At 67.0% G+C, this 18,062-nt stretch carries 15 protein-coding genes; 13 read left to right on the top strand and 2 right to left on the bottom strand.

Annotated elements, in window-relative coordinates; genetic code table 11:
* The first annotated feature begins 31 nt into the window (after positions 1-31).
* From CFB43_RS36925 to CFB43_RS36905, 5 genes are all read left to right on the top strand, one after another.
* On the top strand, positions 32-229 hold the full coding sequence (locus CFB43_RS36925; protein WP_085040323.1) for a DUF3311 domain-containing protein: 198 nt from the start codon (positions 32-34) through the stop codon (positions 227-229).
* 84 nt (positions 230-313) lie between these two features.
* The gene (locus CFB43_RS36920; RefSeq protein ID WP_089498963.1) at positions 314-1,708 is read left to right on the top strand and encodes a sodium:solute symporter family protein; all 1,395 of its coding nucleotides are present in this window, start codon (positions 314-316) and stop codon (positions 1,706-1,708) included.
* A gap of 36 nt (positions 1,709-1,744) precedes the next feature.
* Entirely contained in the window at positions 1,745-3,412 is a 1,668-nt protein-coding gene (locus CFB43_RS36915) for an amidohydrolase (protein WP_089498962.1), read from the top strand.
* Positions 3,409-4,446 carry a CobW family GTP-binding protein gene (locus CFB43_RS36910; RefSeq protein ID WP_089499085.1) on the top strand — a complete coding sequence of 346 codons (1,038 nt, stop codon included), beginning with the start codon at positions 3,409-3,411 and terminating at the stop codon, positions 4,444-4,446. Before CFB43_RS36915 ends, CFB43_RS36910 begins: the two co-directional genes overlap by 4 nt.
* A 130-nt stretch (positions 4,447-4,576) precedes the next feature.
* Positions 4,577-5,647, top strand: coding sequence for a lysozyme inhibitor LprI family protein (locus tag CFB43_RS36905; RefSeq protein ID WP_256990209.1), 1,071 nt, complete (start codon positions 4,577-4,579; stop codon positions 5,645-5,647).
* Between the two features lie 37 nt (positions 5,648-5,684).
* On the opposite strand, the gene CFB43_RS36900 is transcribed toward CFB43_RS36905, so the two are convergent.
* The gene (locus tag CFB43_RS36900) at positions 5,685-6,770 is read right to left on the bottom strand and encodes a LacI family DNA-binding transcriptional regulator (protein WP_089498961.1); all 1,086 of its coding nucleotides are present in this window, start codon (positions 6,768-6,770) and stop codon (positions 5,685-5,687) included.
* Between the two features lie 241 nt (positions 6,771-7,011).
* Here CFB43_RS36900 and rbsK point away from each other — a divergent pair, with 241 nt between their 5' ends.
* From rbsK to CFB43_RS36885, 3 genes are read left to right on the top strand one after another with little or no spacing between them, the layout of a single operon-like run.
* Positions 7,012-7,938, top strand: coding sequence for a ribokinase (gene rbsK, locus CFB43_RS36895; RefSeq protein WP_089498960.1), 927 nt, complete (start codon positions 7,012-7,014; stop codon positions 7,936-7,938).
* A gap of 60 nt (positions 7,939-7,998) precedes the next feature.
* Positions 7,999-9,318 (top strand): MFS transporter, encoded by a 1,320-nt coding sequence (locus tag CFB43_RS36890; RefSeq protein WP_089498959.1) that lies wholly within the window; start codon positions 7,999-8,001, stop codon positions 9,316-9,318.
* 44 nt (positions 9,319-9,362) lie between these two features.
* Positions 9,363-10,307: a dihydrodipicolinate synthase family protein gene (locus CFB43_RS36885; protein WP_089498958.1), complete on the top strand. Its 945-nt coding sequence runs from the start codon at positions 9,363-9,365 to the stop codon at positions 10,305-10,307.
* A 188-nt stretch (positions 10,308-10,495) separates the two neighbouring features.
* On the opposite strand, the gene fliD is transcribed toward CFB43_RS36885, so the two are convergent.
* Positions 10,496-11,998 carry a flagellar filament capping protein FliD gene (gene fliD / locus CFB43_RS36880; RefSeq protein WP_089498957.1) on the bottom strand — a complete coding sequence of 501 codons (1,503 nt, stop codon included), beginning with the start codon at positions 11,996-11,998 and terminating at the stop codon, positions 10,496-10,498.
* Positions 11,999-13,024: 1,026 nt separating this feature from the next.
* Between fliD and CFB43_RS36875 the strand changes: the two genes are divergently transcribed.
* The 5 genes from CFB43_RS36875 (at position 13,025) to CFB43_RS36855 (ending at position 17,949) form a co-directional block, all read left to right on the top strand.
* Positions 13,025-13,438: a DoxX family protein gene (locus CFB43_RS36875; protein ID WP_089429970.1), complete on the top strand. Its 414-nt coding sequence runs from the start codon at positions 13,025-13,027 to the stop codon at positions 13,436-13,438.
* Between the two features lie 354 nt (positions 13,439-13,792).
* Positions 13,793-14,758, top strand: coding sequence for a dTDP-4-dehydrorhamnose reductase family protein (locus tag CFB43_RS36870; protein ID WP_089498956.1), 966 nt, complete (start codon positions 13,793-13,795; stop codon positions 14,756-14,758).
* Positions 14,759-15,032: 274 nt separating this feature from the next.
* Positions 15,033-15,437: an extradiol dioxygenase gene (locus tag CFB43_RS36865; RefSeq protein ID WP_089498955.1), complete on the top strand. Its 405-nt coding sequence runs from the start codon at positions 15,033-15,035 to the stop codon at positions 15,435-15,437.
* A gap of 186 nt (positions 15,438-15,623) precedes the next feature.
* Complete coding sequence (locus CFB43_RS36860; RefSeq protein ID WP_089498954.1) at positions 15,624-16,334, top strand: SDR family oxidoreductase; 711 nt, start codon at positions 15,624-15,626, stop codon at positions 16,332-16,334.
* A 574-nt stretch (positions 16,335-16,908) separates the two neighbouring features.
* A complete protein-coding gene (locus CFB43_RS36855) occupies positions 16,909-17,949 on the top strand; it encodes a polysaccharide deacetylase family protein (RefSeq protein ID WP_373452580.1) in 1,041 nt (346 codons plus the stop codon).
* Positions 17,950-18,062: the final 113 nt, after the last annotated feature.

Genomic DNA, 18,062 nt, shown 5'->3' with positions numbered 1-18,062 from the left:
TCCGTACGAACCCGCTTTCGAGGAGACACGCATGCTCAGGTATCTGATCGGCATCGGTATTCCGTATCTCGGCGTGATCGGCGTGCTGCCGTGGGCAGCCGCGCAGGACCGCTACGTGCTGGGCGTGCCGTTCATCTTCATGTGGATCTTCGCGTGGTTCGTGCTGACGTCCGGCTGCCTGTTCGCGTGCTGGATGCTGTTCGACCGCCGCGCGAGCGGCGCCGCCTAGCGCACGCATCCGCTTCTTGCGGACCGCCGGCCGCCCGCGCTTTCCGGCGAACCCAACGCATTCCTTTCCTTCGCAGAGGTGCGCATGTCCACGGTCGTCTTCGCCGCGCTGATCGCGCTGTCGCTCTATCTCGCCATTCGATCCGGCCGCGGCCGCGGCAAGCAGAGCGTGCATGACTTCTTCGTCGCGTCGCGCCAGTTCGGCACGGCGCTCGTGTTCTTCCTGACCGCCGGCGAGATCTACAGCATCGGCACGATGGTCGGCTTCCCCGGCGGCATCTACGCGAAAGGGCCGACCTACGGCGTATGGTTCCTCGGCTACATCCTGCTCGCCTACCCGATCGGCTATTTCGTCGGCCCGAAGATCTGGGAGGCCGGCAAGCGCCACAACGCGATCACGCTGCCCGACCTGTTCAAGGGCCACTACCGCAGCCGCGGGCTCGAGCTGGTCGTTGCGTGCGCATCGATCCTGTTCCTGATCCCGTGGGGGCAGCTGCAGTTCACCGGGCTCGTCGCGGCGCTCAAGGGGCTCGGCTGGCACGTCGAGCCGCTGTACCTGATCCTCGTGTGCGCGGCGCTCGCGTTCACCTATATCGCGATCTCCGGCGTGCGCGCGTCGGCGTACATCGCGATCCTGAAGGACATCCTGATGCTGCTCGCGATCGTCGTGACGGGCGTGGCCGTCGCGTGGCAGGTGGGCGGCGTGCATCCGGTGTTCGACGCCGCGAGCCGGCAGGTCAGCAACACGATGAGCGGATCGCAGCTGCGCTTCTCGATGAGCACGATGCTGTTCCAGTCGCTCGGCTTCTACCTGATGCCGTTCGCCGCGCAGAATTTCTTCACCGCGCGCGGGCCGGACGCGATCCGGCGCACGCAGGTCGTGATGCCGTTGTACATGCTGATGTATCCGTTCCTCGTGATCGCGTCGTACTACGCGATCACCGCGAACCTGACGCTCGCGTCGCCGAACGACGCGTTCTTCGCCGCCGTCACGCACCTGCTGCCCGGCTGGCTGATCGGCCTCGTCGCGGCCGGCGCCGCGCTGTCGGGGCTGCTCGTGCTGGCCGGCATCTGCCTCGCGATCGGGCCGATCGTCACGCGCAACCTGATGCCGAACCTGCCCGAGTCGCGCCAGAAGCGTGCGGCGAAATACGTGATCGTCGGCTACCTGCTGCTGTCGATCGCGACCACGATGCTCGCGCCGAACCTGATGCTCACGCTGATCAACACCACGTACTACGGCGTCACGCAGTTTCTGCCGGGCGTGCTGATCCTGCTCGCGGGGCGCCGGGTGCGGCCGGTCGCGGTCGGGGCCGGGATGATCTGCGGCCAGGTGCTCGCGATGATCTTCTACGTGCTCCATGTCGACTTCGGCGGCATCAACCTCGGCCTCGTGTGCCTCGTCGTCAACGTGCTGGTCGTCGCGGCCGTGCATGTGATGCTGCATGGCCGTCCCGTGAAGCAATACGCCGTATCCTGACGCATCGGCGTTCCACCGCAAGGAGAACCGCATCCCATGCCAGCATCCGCAACCCCGGCCGCGCCCGTGACGGTGTTTACGGCGCGCCGCATCCTGACGATGAACCCGGCGCAGCCGTCGGCCACGCACGTCGCCGTGCGCGACGGCCGCATCCTCGCGGTCGGCGACGCCGACGCCGCCGCCACGTGGCACGCGCGGTTCGGCGCGTGCGCGACCGACGACACGCTGCGCGACAAGGTGCTGATGCCGGGGCTCGTCGAAGGGCATTGCCACCTGATGGAAGGCGCGATGTGGGACGCCGTGTACGTCGGCTACTACGACCGGCGCGGCCCCGACGGCACGCTGTGGCCGGGGCTGCGCTCGCTCGACGCGGTGCTCGACCGGCTCGGCGAAGCCGAGCGCGCGATGACCGACGACGGGCCGCTGCTCGCGTGGGGTTTCGATCCGATCTTTTTCGGCACCGCGCGGCTGACCGCGCACGAACTCGACCGCGTGTCGGCGCAGCGGCCGATCGCGATCCTGCATGCGAGCGTGCACCTGATGAACGTAAACGGCGCGATGCTCGCGCGCGCGGGCATCGACGAGGACACCGACATCGACGGCGTGACGCGCGATGCCGACGGCCGCCCGACCGGCGAGCTGCAGGAGTTCGCGGCGATGCTGCCGGTGTATCAGACGATCGGCGGCAAGCTCGCGATTTCCGCGAGCGAGAAGCCGCACGCCGTCTGGAATTTCGGGCGCGTCGCGCAGCTGGCGGGCGTGACGACGGCCACCGATCTCGTCAACGACCTGTCGGCCGATGGCAACCGCACGCTGCGCGAGGTCACCGCCGATCCGGATTATCCGGTGCGGATCGTGCCGGCGTTCGCGCCGCAGCGCAATCCGGCGCGCTCGGCCGACAGTGTGCTGGCGGAGATCGAGCGCAATACCGACAAGCTGCATTTCGGGCCCGTGAAGTTCATCGTCGACGGCTCGATCCAGGGCTTCACCGCGCGCGTGCGTTGGCCCGGTTACGCGGGCGGCCAGCCGAACGGGTTGTGGCTGATTCCGCCCGCCCAGCTCGTCGACGTGTTCGAGCCGTTTCATCGCGCGGGGCTGCAACTGCACGTGCATACCAACGGCGACGAAGCGACCGACGTCGTGCTCGACGCGATGGCGACGCTGCTCGCGCGCCATCCGCGCCCCGATCATCGTCATACGCTGCAGCATTGCCAGATGGCGGACGCCGCGCAGTTGAAGCGCGTACGCGCGCTCGGGATGTGCGTGAACTTCTTCGCGAATCATCTGTACTACTGGGGGGACGCGCATTACGGCCAGACCATCGGTCCCGATCGCGCGAACCGGATGGATGCGGCCGGCTCCGCGCAGCGGCTCGGCATTCCGTTCGCCTTGCATTCGGACGCGCCGATCACGCCGCTCAATCCGCTGTTCACCGCATGGTGCGCGGTGCAGCGCGAGACGGCGTCCGGGCGCGTGCTCGGGGAAGGCGAGCGGATTTCAGTCGACGATGCACTGCATGCGATCACGCTCGGCGCGGCTTATACATTGCAGATGGATCATCTCGTCGGCAGCATCGAGATCGGCAAGTTCGCGGATTTCGCGGTGCTCGATGACGATCCGTCGGTCTGCACGCCCGCACGCCTGAAGGAACTCGCCGTGTGGGGCACCGTGCTCGGCGGGCGCGTGTTCCGGTCGCCGCGATGAGCACGCAGACCGACGCCGTCCTGCCAGCTGCGGCCGCACTCGCGCCGATCGACCTCGCGGTGATCGGCGGCTATCTCGGCGCGGGCAAGACGACGGTCGTCAACGCGATCCTGCAGGCGCCGCATGGCCGGCGCATCGCGGTGCTCGTCAACGATTTCGGCGCGGTGAACATCGATGCGCGCCTCGTGCGGGCGCGCGGCGACGACGTGATCGAACTCGACAACGGCTGCATCTGCTGCACGATCGGCGGCGCGCTCGTCGATGCGCTGACACGCGTCGCGACACGCGACGTGCGGCCCGAACTGTTACTCGTCGAAGCGAGCGGCGTGGCCGATCCCGCGAAGATCGCGCAGATCGGGCTGCTGAACGGTGCGTTCCGGCTGACGTCGGTGCTCGTCGTCGCCGACGCGCTCGCATGGCGCGACACGCTCGCCGATCCGCTCGTCGGCGCGATGGCGCAGCGCCAGCTCGACGGCGCGGGCGCGATCGTCGTGACCAAGCTCGACTGCGTTGATGAGGCACAGCGCGACGCGGTGCTCGACGACGTGCGCGCGTGTGCGCCGACCGACATCGTCGTCGCCGCGCGCCATGGCGAGATTCCGCTCGCGCTGCTGTTCGACGCGGCCGTGCCCGATCGTGGCGCGATGCCGGCGGGTTTCGTACGTTCGCGCCGGGCGATCGGACATGACGCGATGCCGGCGTTCGCGAGCGTCACCGTCGCCGCGCCGGCCGTGCTCGACAAGGCGCGGCTGCGTGCATGGTTGAAGGCATTGCCGCGCACGATCCTGCGCGCGAAGGGCATCGTGCGCGTGGCCGATGCGCAGGGCGCGGTCGCCACGCGCGTGTGCCAGGTCGCCGCGCGGCGCATCCGGTTTTCGTCGATGGAAGACGAAGGGCTGGCCGCGCACGAAGGAGACGGCGTGATGGTGTTCATCGGCTTCATCGATGCGGCCGTGGAAGCCGCGTTGCGCGACGGCATCGTGCAATGTAGCGCGGCTGCGTCGACGGTTGCGCTGACATCTAACGTCGATTGATCGGCGCCGCGCATTCGGGTTAGGCTTCGGCGAGCAACGGCATGCGCCGCATGCCGGGCCGGGCGTTTTTACCTCGAATGCCGCGTGCAGGTAGCTTCTACAGGCGCGCGATCCAGCGACGATCAAGCCGATGACCCTCCAGAACCAAAAAAATGCGCGCGGGCAAACCGCGATTTCCGCCCGTGCCGTGCGGCACACGCACCTGCGATCCGTCGCGGCCGCCGCGTTGCTGGCACTGCTGCCGCTCACCGCGCATGCCGCAGGCTTCGACTGCGCGAAAGCCGCCTCGCCCACCGAGAAGGCGATCTGCGCGGATGCTGCGCTGTCGAAGCTCGATGGCGACCTGACGACGGCATGGAAGCAGGCGCTCGGAAAAGGCGGCGATACGGCCGCGCTGAAAGCCGCGCAACTGAAGTGGCTCAAGCAGCGCGACCGGTGCGGCGGCGACGCGCAGTGCCTCGGCGATCGCTACCGCGAACGGCTCGCGAGCCTGAACGGCAAGCCGCTGGCCGCCGACCGCTGGCAGCAGACGTGGTACATGACGAGCGACAACCCGTCGTTCGGCGGCGTGCTGACGTTCACCGGCACGGCGCCGCGCCTGCATTTCGAGCTGGGCGGCAACAACGGCGCGAATACGGGCGGGCTCGACGGCGACATCGTGCTGTACGGCGACAGCGGCACCTACCGCAAGGACAAATGCCGGCTCGATTTCGAACGGAAGGGCGGGCGCATCGGCGTCACGCAACACGGCGCGGATTTTGACTGCGGTGCGGGCTCGGGCGTCTCCTACGACGGCCAGTACGTGACCGCGTCGCAGTTCCAGGCCAAACCGGCGGCCGACCTGCTGAGCCTCAAGGTCGTCGACGACGCGACGCAGAACGCGACCGCGCACAAGCTGCTCGGCGCCGATTATCAGACGCTCGTCGACAACGTCAACTACAGCGCCGACGAGAAGGATCTCGACGGGCTGAACGCGCACGTGAATGCGTACTGGGTGCGCGGCATCGCGACGACGAATGCCGCGATCGTGATGCGCCGCGGGAATGACCTGTGGATCGGCCTGCTCGTGTTCGACGCGAAGAACGACGTCCGGATGCGCTATTACACGAACGTGCCGGCGTGGAAGAAAAACGTGCCGAAGACCATCCAGGCGTGGCACGACCATCTCGACAAGACGCTGCCGGTCGACGTGATGCAGTGACAGGCGGGCCGGGCAGTCGAAGCCGCCCGGCGCATCGTCATTTTTTACGTCCTGCCCGAACCTGCGCCGGCGCCGCAGCCGATTCCCGCATGCGCAACTCCGGCAGCACCGCATGACCCGGCCCCGTTGCACCGTTCTCGAGTGCGTCGAGCAACGCCTGCGCGGCCTGGCGCCCGATCGCGTGGGTGTCGACCCACATCGTCGTCAGCGGCGGCTGGATCTCGCGCGCGAGCGCGATGTCGTCGAAGCCGGTGATCGACAATTGCGCGGGCACGTCGATGCCGAGCGCCTGCGCCTCGAGCAACGCGCCTAGCGCGAGCGCGTCGTTGCCGCAGATCACGGCCGTCGGCCGCGTGGCCGCGTCGCTGTCGGCGATCGCGCGCAGGCTCGCCCGCCCGAACGCGATCGTGGCCGCGCCTTCGTGCTGATGGACGGGGCGCACCGCGAGCCCGCGCGCGGCCAGCGTGTCGTGAATGCCGCGCAGGCGCGCTTGCACACGGTCGTTGTCGGCGGACGGCTGCATGATGATCGCGAAATCGCGGTGGCCGAGGTCGAGCAGGTGGGTAGTGAGCCGCGCGAACGCCGCGCGGTTGTCGAAGCCGATGCAGCAGTGCGGGCTGTCGTCGCGATACGCATAGGTGACGACGTACGGCACGCGGTGCATCGCCAGCAGTTCGAACAGTTCCGGCGGATACGCTTCGCCGACGAGCGACACGGCTTCCACGCCGCGCGACAGCATCGCGCGCACCTGGTCCAGCGCCTGCGCGGGATCGTAGTTCGAGCAGCCGAGGAACAGCGTGATGCCGTGCTCGGCCATGACCGTCTGCATGCCCGCGACCTGCGAGGCGAACACCTGGTCGTCGAGCGTCGGAATGATCGCGCCCGTGATGTGGGTGCGCGTGGACGCGAGCGCACGGCCCGCCGCATTCGGGATCCAGTTCAGCGCGCGCGCCGCGTCGCGCACGCGCTGCTGCACGTCGGCCGACACCTTGCCGGGATCGTTGTACACGCGCGAAACGGTCGCGGTCGACACGCCGGCCAGCTTCGCGACATCGCCGAGCACCGAGCGGCCGCTGCCGCGGCGCGCGCGGGGCGCGCCGGCGCGGGACGGGGGCGAGCTCATCGGCTGTCTCCAGGCGTGGCGGCGGTGCCGGCGCGGTGCGTTGTCAAATGCGTCATTGTTTACCCTCGGTTCGTGGTGGCGCCGCTTGCATTCTCGCTCGACCCTGTGAGAATGTAAGCGCTATCTTGACGTGCTTCCGTATTATGTCAGACGCATATTCTATCCATATCGTGAAATTTTCATCGACGACGGCCATTCCGGCCTTTTTGTCCGTCGCAAATGTAAGCGGTTACATTCGGAAATGAGAGACACCCTTTCCCCGCGCATCGCCGTCGTCGGCAGCGTGAACATCGACCTCGTCACACGGGCGCCGCGCCTGCCGGTGCCGGGCGAGACGCTGCTCGGCACCGATTTCCAGACCGTCCATGGCGGCAAGGGCGCGAACCAGGCGGTCGCGGCCGCGCGCCTGGGCGCGTCGGTCGCGATGATCGGCTGCGTCGGCGACGACGCGTTCGGCGCGCGCCTGCACGACGCGCTGTCGGCAGAGGGCATCGACGTGACGCACCTGGACCGGATCGGCGGCACCGCGACCGGGGTGGCCACGATCACGGTCGACGCGGGCGGCGCGAACAGCATCGTCGTCGTGCCCGGCGCGAATGCGCGCCTCGATGCCGACCGGATCGACGCGGCGCGCGACGCGATCGCCGGCGCGGCGATGCTCGTGAGCCAGCTCGAAGTGCCGGTCGCTACCGTCGCGCGCGCCATCGCCTGTGCCTCCGCGCACCACACGCCGGTGCTGCTCAATCCCGCGCCCGCGCAGCGGCTGTTCGACGCGCTGCTCGCACGGGTCGACTACCTCGTCGTCAACGAAACCGAAGCCGAGTCGCTGACCGGCATCGCCGTCGGCGACGATGCGTCCGCCGTGCGCGCCGCCGATGCGCTGTGCGCGAAGGGCGTGGGCAACGTGCTGGTCACGCTCGGCGCGCGCGGCGTGTGCTGGCGTGGCGGTGCAGGCAACGGCCGCCTGCGGGCGATGTCGGTGGTCGCCGTCGATACGACCGCGGCCGGCGACACCTTCGTCGGCGGGTTCGCGGCCGCTCGCGCGGGCGGCGCGTCGATGGACGACGCGATCGGCTTCGGCCAGCGCGCCGCCGCGATCAGCGTGACGCGCCACGGCGCGCAGACCTCGATTCCGACGCGCAACGAAGTGGCATGCCTGGAACCTTGAATTCCGCATCAGACGGACAGGCCGGAACCGGCCGATATCACTGACATGGAGACAACCGCAATGAACGAAACCCCAACCGTTCCGCCCGCCCCGCCGCGTATCCGGCGCGGGCAACGCATCGCGCTCGCGCTGTTGATGGTGAGCGGCATCGTCAACTACCTCGATCGCGGCACGCTGGCCGTTGCAAGCTCGGCGATTCGCGGCGATCTCGGCCTGTCGCTCGCGCAGATGGGGCTGCTGCTGTCGGCCTTCTCGTGGAGCTACGCGCTGTGCCAGTTCCCGGTCGGCGGGCTGGTCGACCGCATCGGGCCGCGCCGGCTGCTCGGGATCGGCCTGATCGTGTGGTCGATCGCGCAAGCGGCGGGCGGTATCGTGTCGACCTTTGGCTGGTTCATCGTCGCGCGCATCGTGCTCGGCATCGGCGAGGCGCCGCAGTTCCCGTCGGCCGCGCGGGTGGTGAGTAACTGGTTTCCGCTGCGCGCACGCGGCACGCCGACCGGCATCTTCAACGCCGCGTCGCCGCTCGGCACCGCGCTCGCGCCGTTGCTGCTGTCGATCCTCGTCGCGTCATTGGACTGGCGCTGGGCGTTCATCGCGACGGGCGCAGCCGGTCTCGTCGTCGCCGTCGTCTGGTTCGCGCTGTATCGCGATCCGGTGCGCGCGCAACTGACTGCCACCGAGCGCAATTACCTCGACGCCGACGCGCAAAGCACGGTCGCGACGCCGAAACTGACGTTCGCCGAATGGCGCGGCCTGTTCTCGCACGGCACGACCTGGGGGATGCTGATCGGCTATTTCGGTTCCGTGTACCTGAACTGGGTGTACCTCACCTGGCTGCCGGGCTACCTGACGATGGAGCGGCACATGAGCCTGATCCGCACCGGCTTCGCCGCGTCGGTGCCGTTCCTGTGCGGGTTCGTCGGCTCGCTGCTGGCGGGCTGGCTGTCGGACCTGGTCACGCGCCGCAGCCGTTCGCCGGTCGTGAGCCGGCGCAATGCGGTGGTGGTCGCGATGCTCGGGATGGTCGCGTTCACGATTCCCGCCGCGCTCGCGCAGAGCAACACGGTGGCGCTCGCCTGCATTTCGGTCGTGATCTTTCTCGCCAACGCGGCGTCGGCCTGCTCGTGGGCGCTCGCGACGGCAGCCGCGCCGCCGAGCCGCATTGCGTCGCTCGGCGCGATCCAGAATTTCGGCGGTTTCATCGGCGGCGCGCTCGCGCCGATCCTGACCGGCATCATTGCGCAGAAGTGGTCGTTCGTGCCGGCGCTGCTGACGGCCGCGGCGATCGCGTTCGCGGGCGCGATGGCGTACCTGCTGCTGGTGCGCAAGCCGATTCCCGAGCAGGCCGCGAACGCCGCGCCCGGGCCGTTGCCGGCCTGAGCACGCGGCATGTGCCACGCATTCACTGAAACAAGGAGAAACAGATGCAACACCCGCAGCAATCGAACGTGACCATCGAGGGCATCGTCCCGGTGATGCTGACGCCGTTCGACGACGCCGGCGCGATCGACTACGCCGGGCTCGAGCGGCTCATCGAATGGTATCTGGCGCACGGCGCCGATGCGTTGTTCGCGGTCGCGCAGTCGAGCGAGATGCAGTTTCTGAGCCTGGCCGAACGCGCGGCACTCGCGCGCTTCGTGGTCGAGCGGGTGGCCGGGCGCGTGCCGGTGGTCGCGTCCGGGCACATCAGCGACGATCTCGACGCGCAGGCCGAGGAGCTGTGCGCGGCGGCCGAATCGGGCGCGCAGGGCGTCGTGCTCGTGACCAATCGCCTCGATCCGCAGCGCAAGGGCAGCGCCGCGCTGCTCGACCATCTGCACCGGCTGCTCGCGCGCTTGCCGTCGGATCTGCCGCTCGGGCTGTACGAGTGCCCGGCGCCTTACCGGCGGCTGCTGTCGGATGACGAACTGCGTGCGTGCATCGACACGGGCCGCTTCGTGATGCTCAAGGACGTGAGCTGCGACCTGGAGACGGTGAAGCGGCGCGTCGCGCTCGCCGAGGGCTCGCCGCTGAAGATCCTCAACGCGAACGCCGCGATTGCGTGGGACGCGATGCAGGCGGGGTCCGCCGGCTTCAATGGCGTGTTCACCAACTTCCATCCGGATCTGTACCGATGGTTGCGCATGCAAGGGGCGTCGAATCCGGCGCTGGCCGACGAGTTGTCGACGTTCCTCGTCGTGTCGGCGGTGTCGGAAGCGCTGGGGTACCCGGCGCTCGCGAAGCTCTATCACCAGCGAATCGGCACCTTCGCGTCGATCCGCTGCCGCGTGATCGACTACGACGTGCGTGAGCGGTTCTGGGCGCTCGATGCGGTGCTCGACAAGATCGTGGCCGGGACCGAGCATTTCCGGCGAAGGATCGCCGCGTAACCGTGCGCGCGCGGCCGTCCGGGGTTGACGGTGCGAGACGGGGAACCGGACGCGGCGCATGCTCGCGCACTGCCGGGCGTACGTGAGTGAGTGAGGCTTCCACGCGGGACACCGTGCGCGGCGGCGCGAGCCGGTCGATCCATTGACCGGCTCGCGCCGCGATGATCGTCAATCGGCCCGGACGCTCTTCACTTGTTCGCCAGCGTGCCGTTGCTGTTGGCCCCGCCGAACAGCCGCGTCAGGTACTGCGTGTTCGAGTTCATCTTGGCCATCAGCGCGTTGAGTGCCGTGAACTGCGCCTGGTACTGCTTGGTCAGTTGCGCGGCGTAGTCGGCCAGATTCGTCTGTTGCTGCGTGACGCGCTTCAGGTCGGCGCCCAGCGCGTTCGTGCGCAGGTCGATCATTCCGCCCCGCTTCGTGAAGGTCGCGATCTGGTCGGTCAGTTGCTTGCCGACCCCGTTCGTCGCGTTGAACAGGTGCGCGACCCCCGACGGGTTGTTGTTCAGCGCACTGTCGAGCTTCGCGCTGTCGGCCCTCAGCGTGCCATCCTTCTCGAGCGAGACGCCGATCGCCGCCAGGTTCGTGTGCCCGTCGCCGTTCTTGTTGGGAACGCCGCGCGCGATGGTCGACGCGAGGGCGTTGCGGATCGTGTGCAGCGTCGAATCGCCGATCAGCGCGCCCTGCGCACTCGCCCCTGGCGTGTAGCTCGACAGCGCGCCCATCGTCTTGACGACGGCGTTGTACTGGTTCACGAAATTCGTGATCGTGGCCGCCTGCGACTTCGTGTCGGGGCTGATCGTCAGCGTCTGCGTATCGGTTGCGCTGACCGCGGCCGCCGACAAGTTCAGCGTGACGCCGTTCAGCACGCCCGTCACCGTGTTGCTCGCGCTGGTCGACGCGATGCCGCTGACCGTGAACTTCGCGTCCTGCGCGACGGCGCTTTGCCGCCATGCGGCCGCGCTGTTCGCCGAGTCGATCTTCGACGGGCCGCCCGTCGGGTCGGCCGTCGACGTGACGCCGAGGTTCGACAGCCCGTTGTCGTTGGCCACGTTGCCGACCGCGACGCTGATCGTGCTCGCGGAGCCCGTCTTCGACGACGCGAGCACGAGGTGCGCGCCGTCGGTGCCGTTGATGACCGTCGCGCTGATCCCCGGGTTGTTCGAGGCGGAGTTGATCGCGGCCGCGATGCCTGACAGCGTGTTATTCGTGCCGTTGACGTCGACTTTGAACGACTGGTTGCCGAGCGACAGCGTCAGGGTGCCGGTGCCGAGCGCCTTCTTCCCGTCGACGCCCGACGAAGCCAGCGACTGCGCGGTCGCGATCTGCGTGACGCCGATCGTGTAGGTGCCGGCAACCGCGCCTGCACTCGGCGTCGCGGTCAGGCCCTTGCCGCTCGTGACCGCGGTGAACGTCGACTGCAGCGCGCCGTTCGCCAGCGTGGCGAGGCCCGTCTCGAGCGCCCCTAGCGCGGACGACAGCGCGCCGAATGCGGAAATCTGCGTGGTGCCGGTCTGCTGCGACGCGGCGAGCGCCGCGGCCCGGCCGGCCGTCTTCGCGTTCACCAGCGTCGTGACGAGCAAGCCGACATCCATCGACCCATTGCCGGTCGAGCCGTTGATGATCGATTGCGCCGCCTGTTGCAACAGGCTGTTCGTATTCGCGCTGCTGTTCACAGGCATGTTCGTTGCCATGGGTGGTCTCCGGTTGAAAAGCGATCCCGTGACGAGCGGCTGTCGGCGGCCTGCGGCGATGCGCGTGCGGGCCGTGTCCGGAGCGACGCGTTCCGGGCGTCACGGGAGTGTCGGGAAAACGTAAGGACGTGCGCTATCGTATATTTAAATCTGTATTAATTAGTAATTTTTTGTAATGATTGTTGGGAAAGTGTGGATGGAAATGGGGTGGTGGAGTGGGGATTAAAGATTTGCGATTTTTTGCCGTTAACGACGCACTATTTTTAGTGTATTTGTTGAGGGGTTTTACTGGAATTGAGAACTTGCCAGGAGCATGAATGTTTGATCGGTTTTTTCGCTTGCTCGGCTAAACACCGGCTCGATCGACAGTGCGCGGAAAGTGTTCGTCCTGGCAGCTGTCAGGCTGAAAACCCTTGCCCACGGGGCGGCATCCTCCGCGGATGACATCAACCCGCCTTGCCCGCGAAACGTTTTCGTTTGCTCATGCGCATTGCCAGGCCAGACGCCTTTGTCCCGGAACAGGGGCCTTCGTCGATTGGAAAGAAAGTCGAGTTTGTAAATTAATTCACTGATGGCAGGTTTTTACACATAACGTATCGTCGAATCGCGATTGCGATATTTCGATGTGGCCCGTGAGCACGAATCGGCGCTTCAATATCGACTGGATAGGGAGGCCGGATATGAATGGGCGGTTTTCATGTCCTTGAAACATAAGCGCAGATTCATCTGATCGGATTCATGGCTGCTGCGTCACGCTCTTGTTCCGCTCGATTGTCCACTTGATTGTGACAGCGAATCTTGTTTTGACGGATTGATGATTCACGGGGAGACAGTAGACTGCATCCGTGCTTCGCCAGAACCGATCCGGAGCGCGCCGGGAACGGCGTGACCAGGCGGATTCTTCGGCGGCGGGCCAACCGGCCTGCTGTCCGATGGTGCGAGGAGTGGTTCGTTGCCGACCTGGCGCGCCGATTGGGCGCGTATCGGCACCGGACGCATCAAACCGTCAATTCAAGGGTGATTGTCATGCGTTACGTTTCACTGGAGTCGAAGAAGGACGAGCTGCTGCTGGCCGCTCGCGTGCTGTTGATGATCCTGTTCGTGCTGTTCGGCTGGCAGAAGCTGAGCGGCTTCTCGGGCACGGTCGCGTACATGGCGTCGACCGGGAACCCGGCGCCCGAGCTGGCGGCCGCGATCGCGGTGGCGGTCGAGCTGGCCGGTGGCCTGCTCATCGCGATCGGCTTCTATACGCGTCCGCTCGCACTCGTGTTCGCCGCCTATACGCTCGCGACCGCGCTGATCGGCCATCGCTACTGGGCGCTGCAGGGGATGGAGCAATACATGGCGATGATCAACTTCTACAAGAACGTGAGCATCATCGGCGGGCTGCTGTTGCTCGCACTGACCGGGCCGGGGCGGTATTCGCTCGACCGGAAGTAACGCGGGGCGCGGTTTTCCGCAGAGGTGACGGCCCGGTGCGTGCAAGCGCACCGGGCTTTGCTTTTGGGCGAGGTTCGTGAGGTGGCGCCGCCGTGGATTGCCCGCGCGCGCGAGCGGCCGCGCGGCGTGTCGACGTCGTCGGCAGGACGGGTGTCATCCCGGTGGACAGGGGCGCCGTGCCGAGCGCCGGCCGCCGACCGCGGCGCACGTGATGCGCGTGACGCGCGCCCGTCGCGGGGTTGCCGATCTGCCATCACGATGTAGCGGCTGTCATACTCGGCTATGCTCCCCGCGACCCGAACTCGAGCGTCGAACGCGACCTCGTGCACTTCCCAGTCACCCGAATGACCGCCCATGCCAAATCCGACCTCGTCGACTGACCTCCCGACCGTCCTCCTCATCGGCGCCGCCGGCCTCCTCGGCCGCGCGGTTGCCGCATCCCTGGCCCGCGAATCGTCGCTGAACCTCGTCGCGACCATCCGGAACCCGCAAGGCGCCGGCGCCAAACGCCTGGCGCTGCCCCCGGAAAACCTCGCCGAACTCGACGTCCTCGACGAGCCAGCCCTCGAACACCTCTTCGCCGTCCGCCAACCGGCCGCCGTGATCATCTGCGCGGCCGAGCGCCGCCCGGATGTCTGCGAACGCGACCCTGCCGGCGCGCGGGCGATCAACGTCACGGCCCCGGCCCGCATCGGCGCGCTCGCTGCGCGCCACGGCGCATGGACGCTCGGCATCTCCACCGACTACGTGTTCGACGGCAAGGCGGCGCCGTACCGCGAGGACGCCGCACCGAACCCGCTGAACATCTACGGCCGCACGAAGCTCGAAGGCGAGGCGGCCCTGCTCGCCGCGTCGCCGCTGTCGTGTGTGTTGCGCCTGCCGCTGCTCTTCGGCCCGATCGTCGACTGGAGCGAATCGGCCGTCACGAGCCTCGTGCCGGCGATCGTCGCTTCCGCTCGGCCGGGCGCCGACGCGGTCGGCATGGACGCATGGGCGATCCGGTACCCGACGTATACGCCGGATGTCGCGGACGTCATCCGCGACCTCACGCTGCGCCATCTCGCGGGTGCGTCGATCACGGGCCTCCGCCACTGGTCGGGCGAGGAGCCGATGACGAAGTACGACATCGCGCAGCGGATCGCGGCCGCGCTCGGCATCGACGCCGCGCTCAAGCGGATCGATCAGCCGACCGACGCGACACCGCGCCCCTATGACTGCCATCTGGACGCATCGCGCGTGCGCGCCGCCGGGATCGACCACGCGACGCCGTTCGATACCGCGCTGCGCGCCGTGCTGCGCGATGCGCCGCAGGGGCTGTAGGATCGGGCGCCCCGCGCGGCCCGTGCGCATGCGCCCATTGCGCCGGCCGCGCCATGAATGCCGTTCGCGACTTTGCCGAAGACGTGCACACATGGCGTCGCGGTGACATCGTGTCTCGTGAATCCGCTGGCATGCGACGAAACCGGGACCCCGGGCAACCAGCGGCCCCCATCTCCTTGTCGTCATTGAAGATCATTCAATGGCGAAGCCAATTATCAAGACCGACCGACGTGCGACAGAATGCGTACCAGGCTTTCCAGCATGGACACGAAGCATGCATTTCGACCACGCCACCATCGTCACCGATGACATTGAAGGGACACGCCGCTTTTTCGATGAGGTCGCCGGTCTCGATACCGGGCCTCGACCGCCGTTCAGGGTGGATGGCTACTGGTTGTACCTCGATAGCCGCCCGATGATTCACGTCACGCGCGCGACGCTACCGGCGCAAGCAGGCCGTAGCACGCCGCGCATCGATCATATTGCGCTTCGCGTCGACACACACCGCGAATGGGTGACGTTGATCGATCGGCTGTCCAGCAGTCGGATCGACTACTCGCTGAGTGAAGTACCGTTGTCCAATGAGCTTCAGTTGTTCGTGTCCATTGCCCCGGGGGTTTCCGTCGAATTTGTGACGACGCTCGCGGCCGACGAGCAGGTCGGGATTCCTGATGGATGACCGGATCTGCCCAATCGTCTCGCGAGATACATGACGCTTGCCGGCTTCGCCGGCGACAGCGGCGATTCGGCGTGGCGGCGTGGCGGCCGACGATCCTCGGCCGCAAGCGGTATTCAGAACATTTGACGCGTGCGACGGGCACGGCTTCACGCTCGCGAGCACGCTTTTGATCGGAGGAAGCGAACGATGAAATTCGATGGACAAGACGTGCTGGTGGTCGGCGGAAGCTCGGGAATCGGCGAAGCGGCCGCGCGGGCCTTTGCGGCGGCCGGGGCGAGCGTGACGATCGCGTCGCGCGACGCGGCCAAACTGGCGGCGAGCGCAGCGAGGATCGGTCACGGCGTGCGAACCGGTGTGATGGACACGACCGACGACACGAGCGTACGTGCATTCTTCGAATCGGCGGGCGAATTCGACCACGTCGTCGTGTCGGCCGCGCAGACACCCGCGGGGCCGGTGCGTGGTCTCGCGCTCGCCGATGCCTACGCGGCGATGGACAGCAAGTTCTGGGGCGCCTATCGCGTCGCGCGGGCCGTACGCATTCGGCAGGGCGGGTCGCTGACGTTCGTGTCGGGCTTCCTGAGCGTGCGGCCGAGCAGGACCTCGGTCCTGCAAGGCGCGATCAACGCGGCGCTCGAATCGCTGGCGCGGGGGCTTGCGCTCGAGCTGTCGCCCGTGCGGGTGAATACGGTATCCCCGGGCCTGATCGCGACGCCGCTCTGGTCGAAGCTCGATGCGCAGGCGCGGGACAGGATGTACGAAGGCGCAGCGGCGCGCTTGCCGGCCGGCCGTGTCGGTCAACCCGAGGACGTTGCGAACGCCGTGCTCTACCTCGCGTCGACTCCGTACGCGACCGGCTCGACGGTGCTCGTCGACGGTGGCGGTGCGATCGCGTAGCGGCCGGGTCGGTTGAAGACCTGGTCGATCGCCGCAGCCGGAAATTCCTGAACGGACACGTATCACTGCGGGTGTCGCGCGAGCAGGGCCGATATCGTCGGCATGACGAGCGATCGTGCGTACGTGTCGATCGCACCGATTGCCGCTGTTTTGGCGCCTGCCGACCATGCGATTGACCGGCGCGGCCGAGGTGGCGGGATCGCGCCGATCAATTGATTCGGAAACCTGATCGGTTTTGTTGGGCCGATCGTGTTCGGATGGTTGAGGGATCGCCATCACGATGCGACGGCGCCGACGTTGCTGCTGGCGCTCACCGTCATTTACCGAAGGGTATCGACGCATTGAAGCGCAGCAGGCCGAGCGGACATGCCGTATCCGGACGGAACACCGATTCTTTGGTCTGGATTGAAAGTCAATTCATTTCAAAGCCCATTTTCAAAGCGGGGCCGCTTTCCGACAATGGGTTGTACGCGCACGTATCTGCGTGACATTCCATATCCGTTCATTCGTCATCATGCATCGCGTTGCGGTGCGAGCGACGCGCTTGCGCGTCATGAGGAGATTGTCCATGGCAATTCAAATCGATCACGTGGATCGTGATCCGGCCGAGCAGGCGCCCGACCAACCGACGCGCCGTTCGTTCCTGACCAAGGCCGGAGCCGGCGCGGGCGCGTTCGCCGTCGGTGCGATGCTTCAGTCCGCCCAGGCCGGTGCGCAAACGGGCAGCCCCCGATCGGCCCCGGTCGCCGCGCCCGTGCCGGGTGAATTCTGGCCGAACGGTGCACGGCTGGTCATTTCGATCTCGATGCAGTTCGAGGCGGGCGGACAGCCCCCAAAGGGTGCCGACAATCCGTTTCCGAAAGTCGATTTCCCGGCGAGCGCGCCCGCCGATCTTGCCGCGCAAGCGTGGTTTGCGTACGGGTATCGCGAAGGCATTCCCCGAATGCTGGATCTGTGGGATCGTCATGACGTGAAGGTGACGAGTCACATGATCGGCGAGGCGGCGAAGCGGCATCCGCAGGTGGCGCGCGAAATCGTGGCGCGCGGCCACGAAGCGTCGGGCCATGGGCCGACGTGGAACTCGCAGTACGCGATGTCGCGACCGCAGGAACGCGAGTTTCTGATCCAGGCGCGATCGATGGTGGAGGAGGTGACGGGCCAACGTCCGATCGGCTACAACGCGAACTGGCTGCGACGCGGGCCGAACACGCTGTCGCTGCTGCAGGAGCTGGGCTACGTCTATCACATCGACGATACGAGCCGCGACGAGCCGTTCATCGAAAAGGTCAACGGCAAGGATTTCGTCGTGATTCCGTATACGCTGCGCAACAACGACATCCTGCTGGTGGAGGGCCGGAATTACTCGCCGGACAAGTTCCTCGAACAGATCAAGTTCGATTTTGATCAGTTGTACGAGGAAGCGGGTACGCGTCGGCGCATGATGTCGATCAGCGCGCATGACCGTATCAGCGGCACGCCGCAGATGACGCGTGCATGGGACGCGTTCCTGCGTCATGCAAAGAGCCATCCCGGCGTTGCATTCATGCGCAAGGACGACATTGCGCGGTTCGTGCTGCAAAGCCCGATTACGGTGCGCGAAAGCGAGACGATCTAGCGGGTTGCCCGAGCGCCTTCGCACCGGTGCGCTCGTGCGAAGGCGCTCGACGCCTCTTCGCTTGTCGCCCGTCGCATCGACGAAGCGGCGCCGATCCTGTGCACGCATCCGGA

It is taken from the genome of Burkholderia sp. AU15512 (assembly GCF_002223325.1).
Lineage (GTDB): Bacteria > Pseudomonadota > Gammaproteobacteria > Burkholderiales > Burkholderiaceae > Burkholderia.
This window is presented reverse-complemented; position numbering and strand designations above follow the sequence as displayed.

Bases quoted from the DNA above. Each gene is read 5' to 3' on its own strand.
- CFB43_RS36900 (WP_089498961.1), bottom strand. From the start codon at position 6,770: ATGAGCTCGCCCCCGTCCCGCGCCGGCGCGCCCCGCGCGCGCCGCGGC.
- rbsK (WP_089498960.1), top strand. From the start codon at position 7,012: ATGAGAGACACCCTTTCCCCGCGCATCGCCGTCGTCGGCAGCGTGAAC.
- CFB43_RS36910 (WP_089499085.1), top strand. From the start codon at position 3,409: ATGAGCACGCAGACCGACGCCGTCCTGCCAGCTGCGGCCGCACTCGCG.
- CFB43_RS36885 (WP_089498958.1), top strand. From the start codon at position 9,363: ATGCAACACCCGCAGCAATCGAACGTGACCATCGAGGGCATCGTCCCG.
- CFB43_RS36875 (WP_089429970.1), top strand. From the start codon at position 13,025: ATGCGTTACGTTTCACTGGAGTCGAAGAAGGACGAGCTGCTGCTGGCC.
- CFB43_RS36915 (WP_089498962.1), top strand. From the start codon at position 1,745: ATGCCAGCATCCGCAACCCCGGCCGCGCCCGTGACGGTGTTTACGGCG.
- CFB43_RS36890 (WP_089498959.1), top strand. From the start codon at position 7,999: ATGAACGAAACCCCAACCGTTCCGCCCGCCCCGCCGCGTATCCGGCGC.
- CFB43_RS36860 (WP_089498954.1), top strand. From the start codon at position 15,624: ATGAAATTCGATGGACAAGACGTGCTGGTGGTCGGCGGAAGCTCGGGA.
- CFB43_RS36865 (WP_089498955.1), top strand. From the start codon at position 15,033: ATGCATTTCGACCACGCCACCATCGTCACCGATGACATTGAAGGGACA.
- fliD (WP_089498957.1), bottom strand. From the start codon at position 11,998: ATGGCAACGAACATGCCTGTGAACAGCAGCGCGAATACGAACAGCCTG.
- CFB43_RS36905 (WP_256990209.1), top strand. From the start codon at position 4,577: ATGACCCTCCAGAACCAAAAAAATGCGCGCGGGCAAACCGCGATTTCC.
- CFB43_RS36920 (WP_089498963.1), top strand. From the start codon at position 314: ATGTCCACGGTCGTCTTCGCCGCGCTGATCGCGCTGTCGCTCTATCTC.
- CFB43_RS36925 (WP_085040323.1), top strand. From the start codon at position 32: ATGCTCAGGTATCTGATCGGCATCGGTATTCCGTATCTCGGCGTGATC.
- CFB43_RS36870 (WP_089498956.1), top strand. From the start codon at position 13,793: ATGCCAAATCCGACCTCGTCGACTGACCTCCCGACCGTCCTCCTCATC.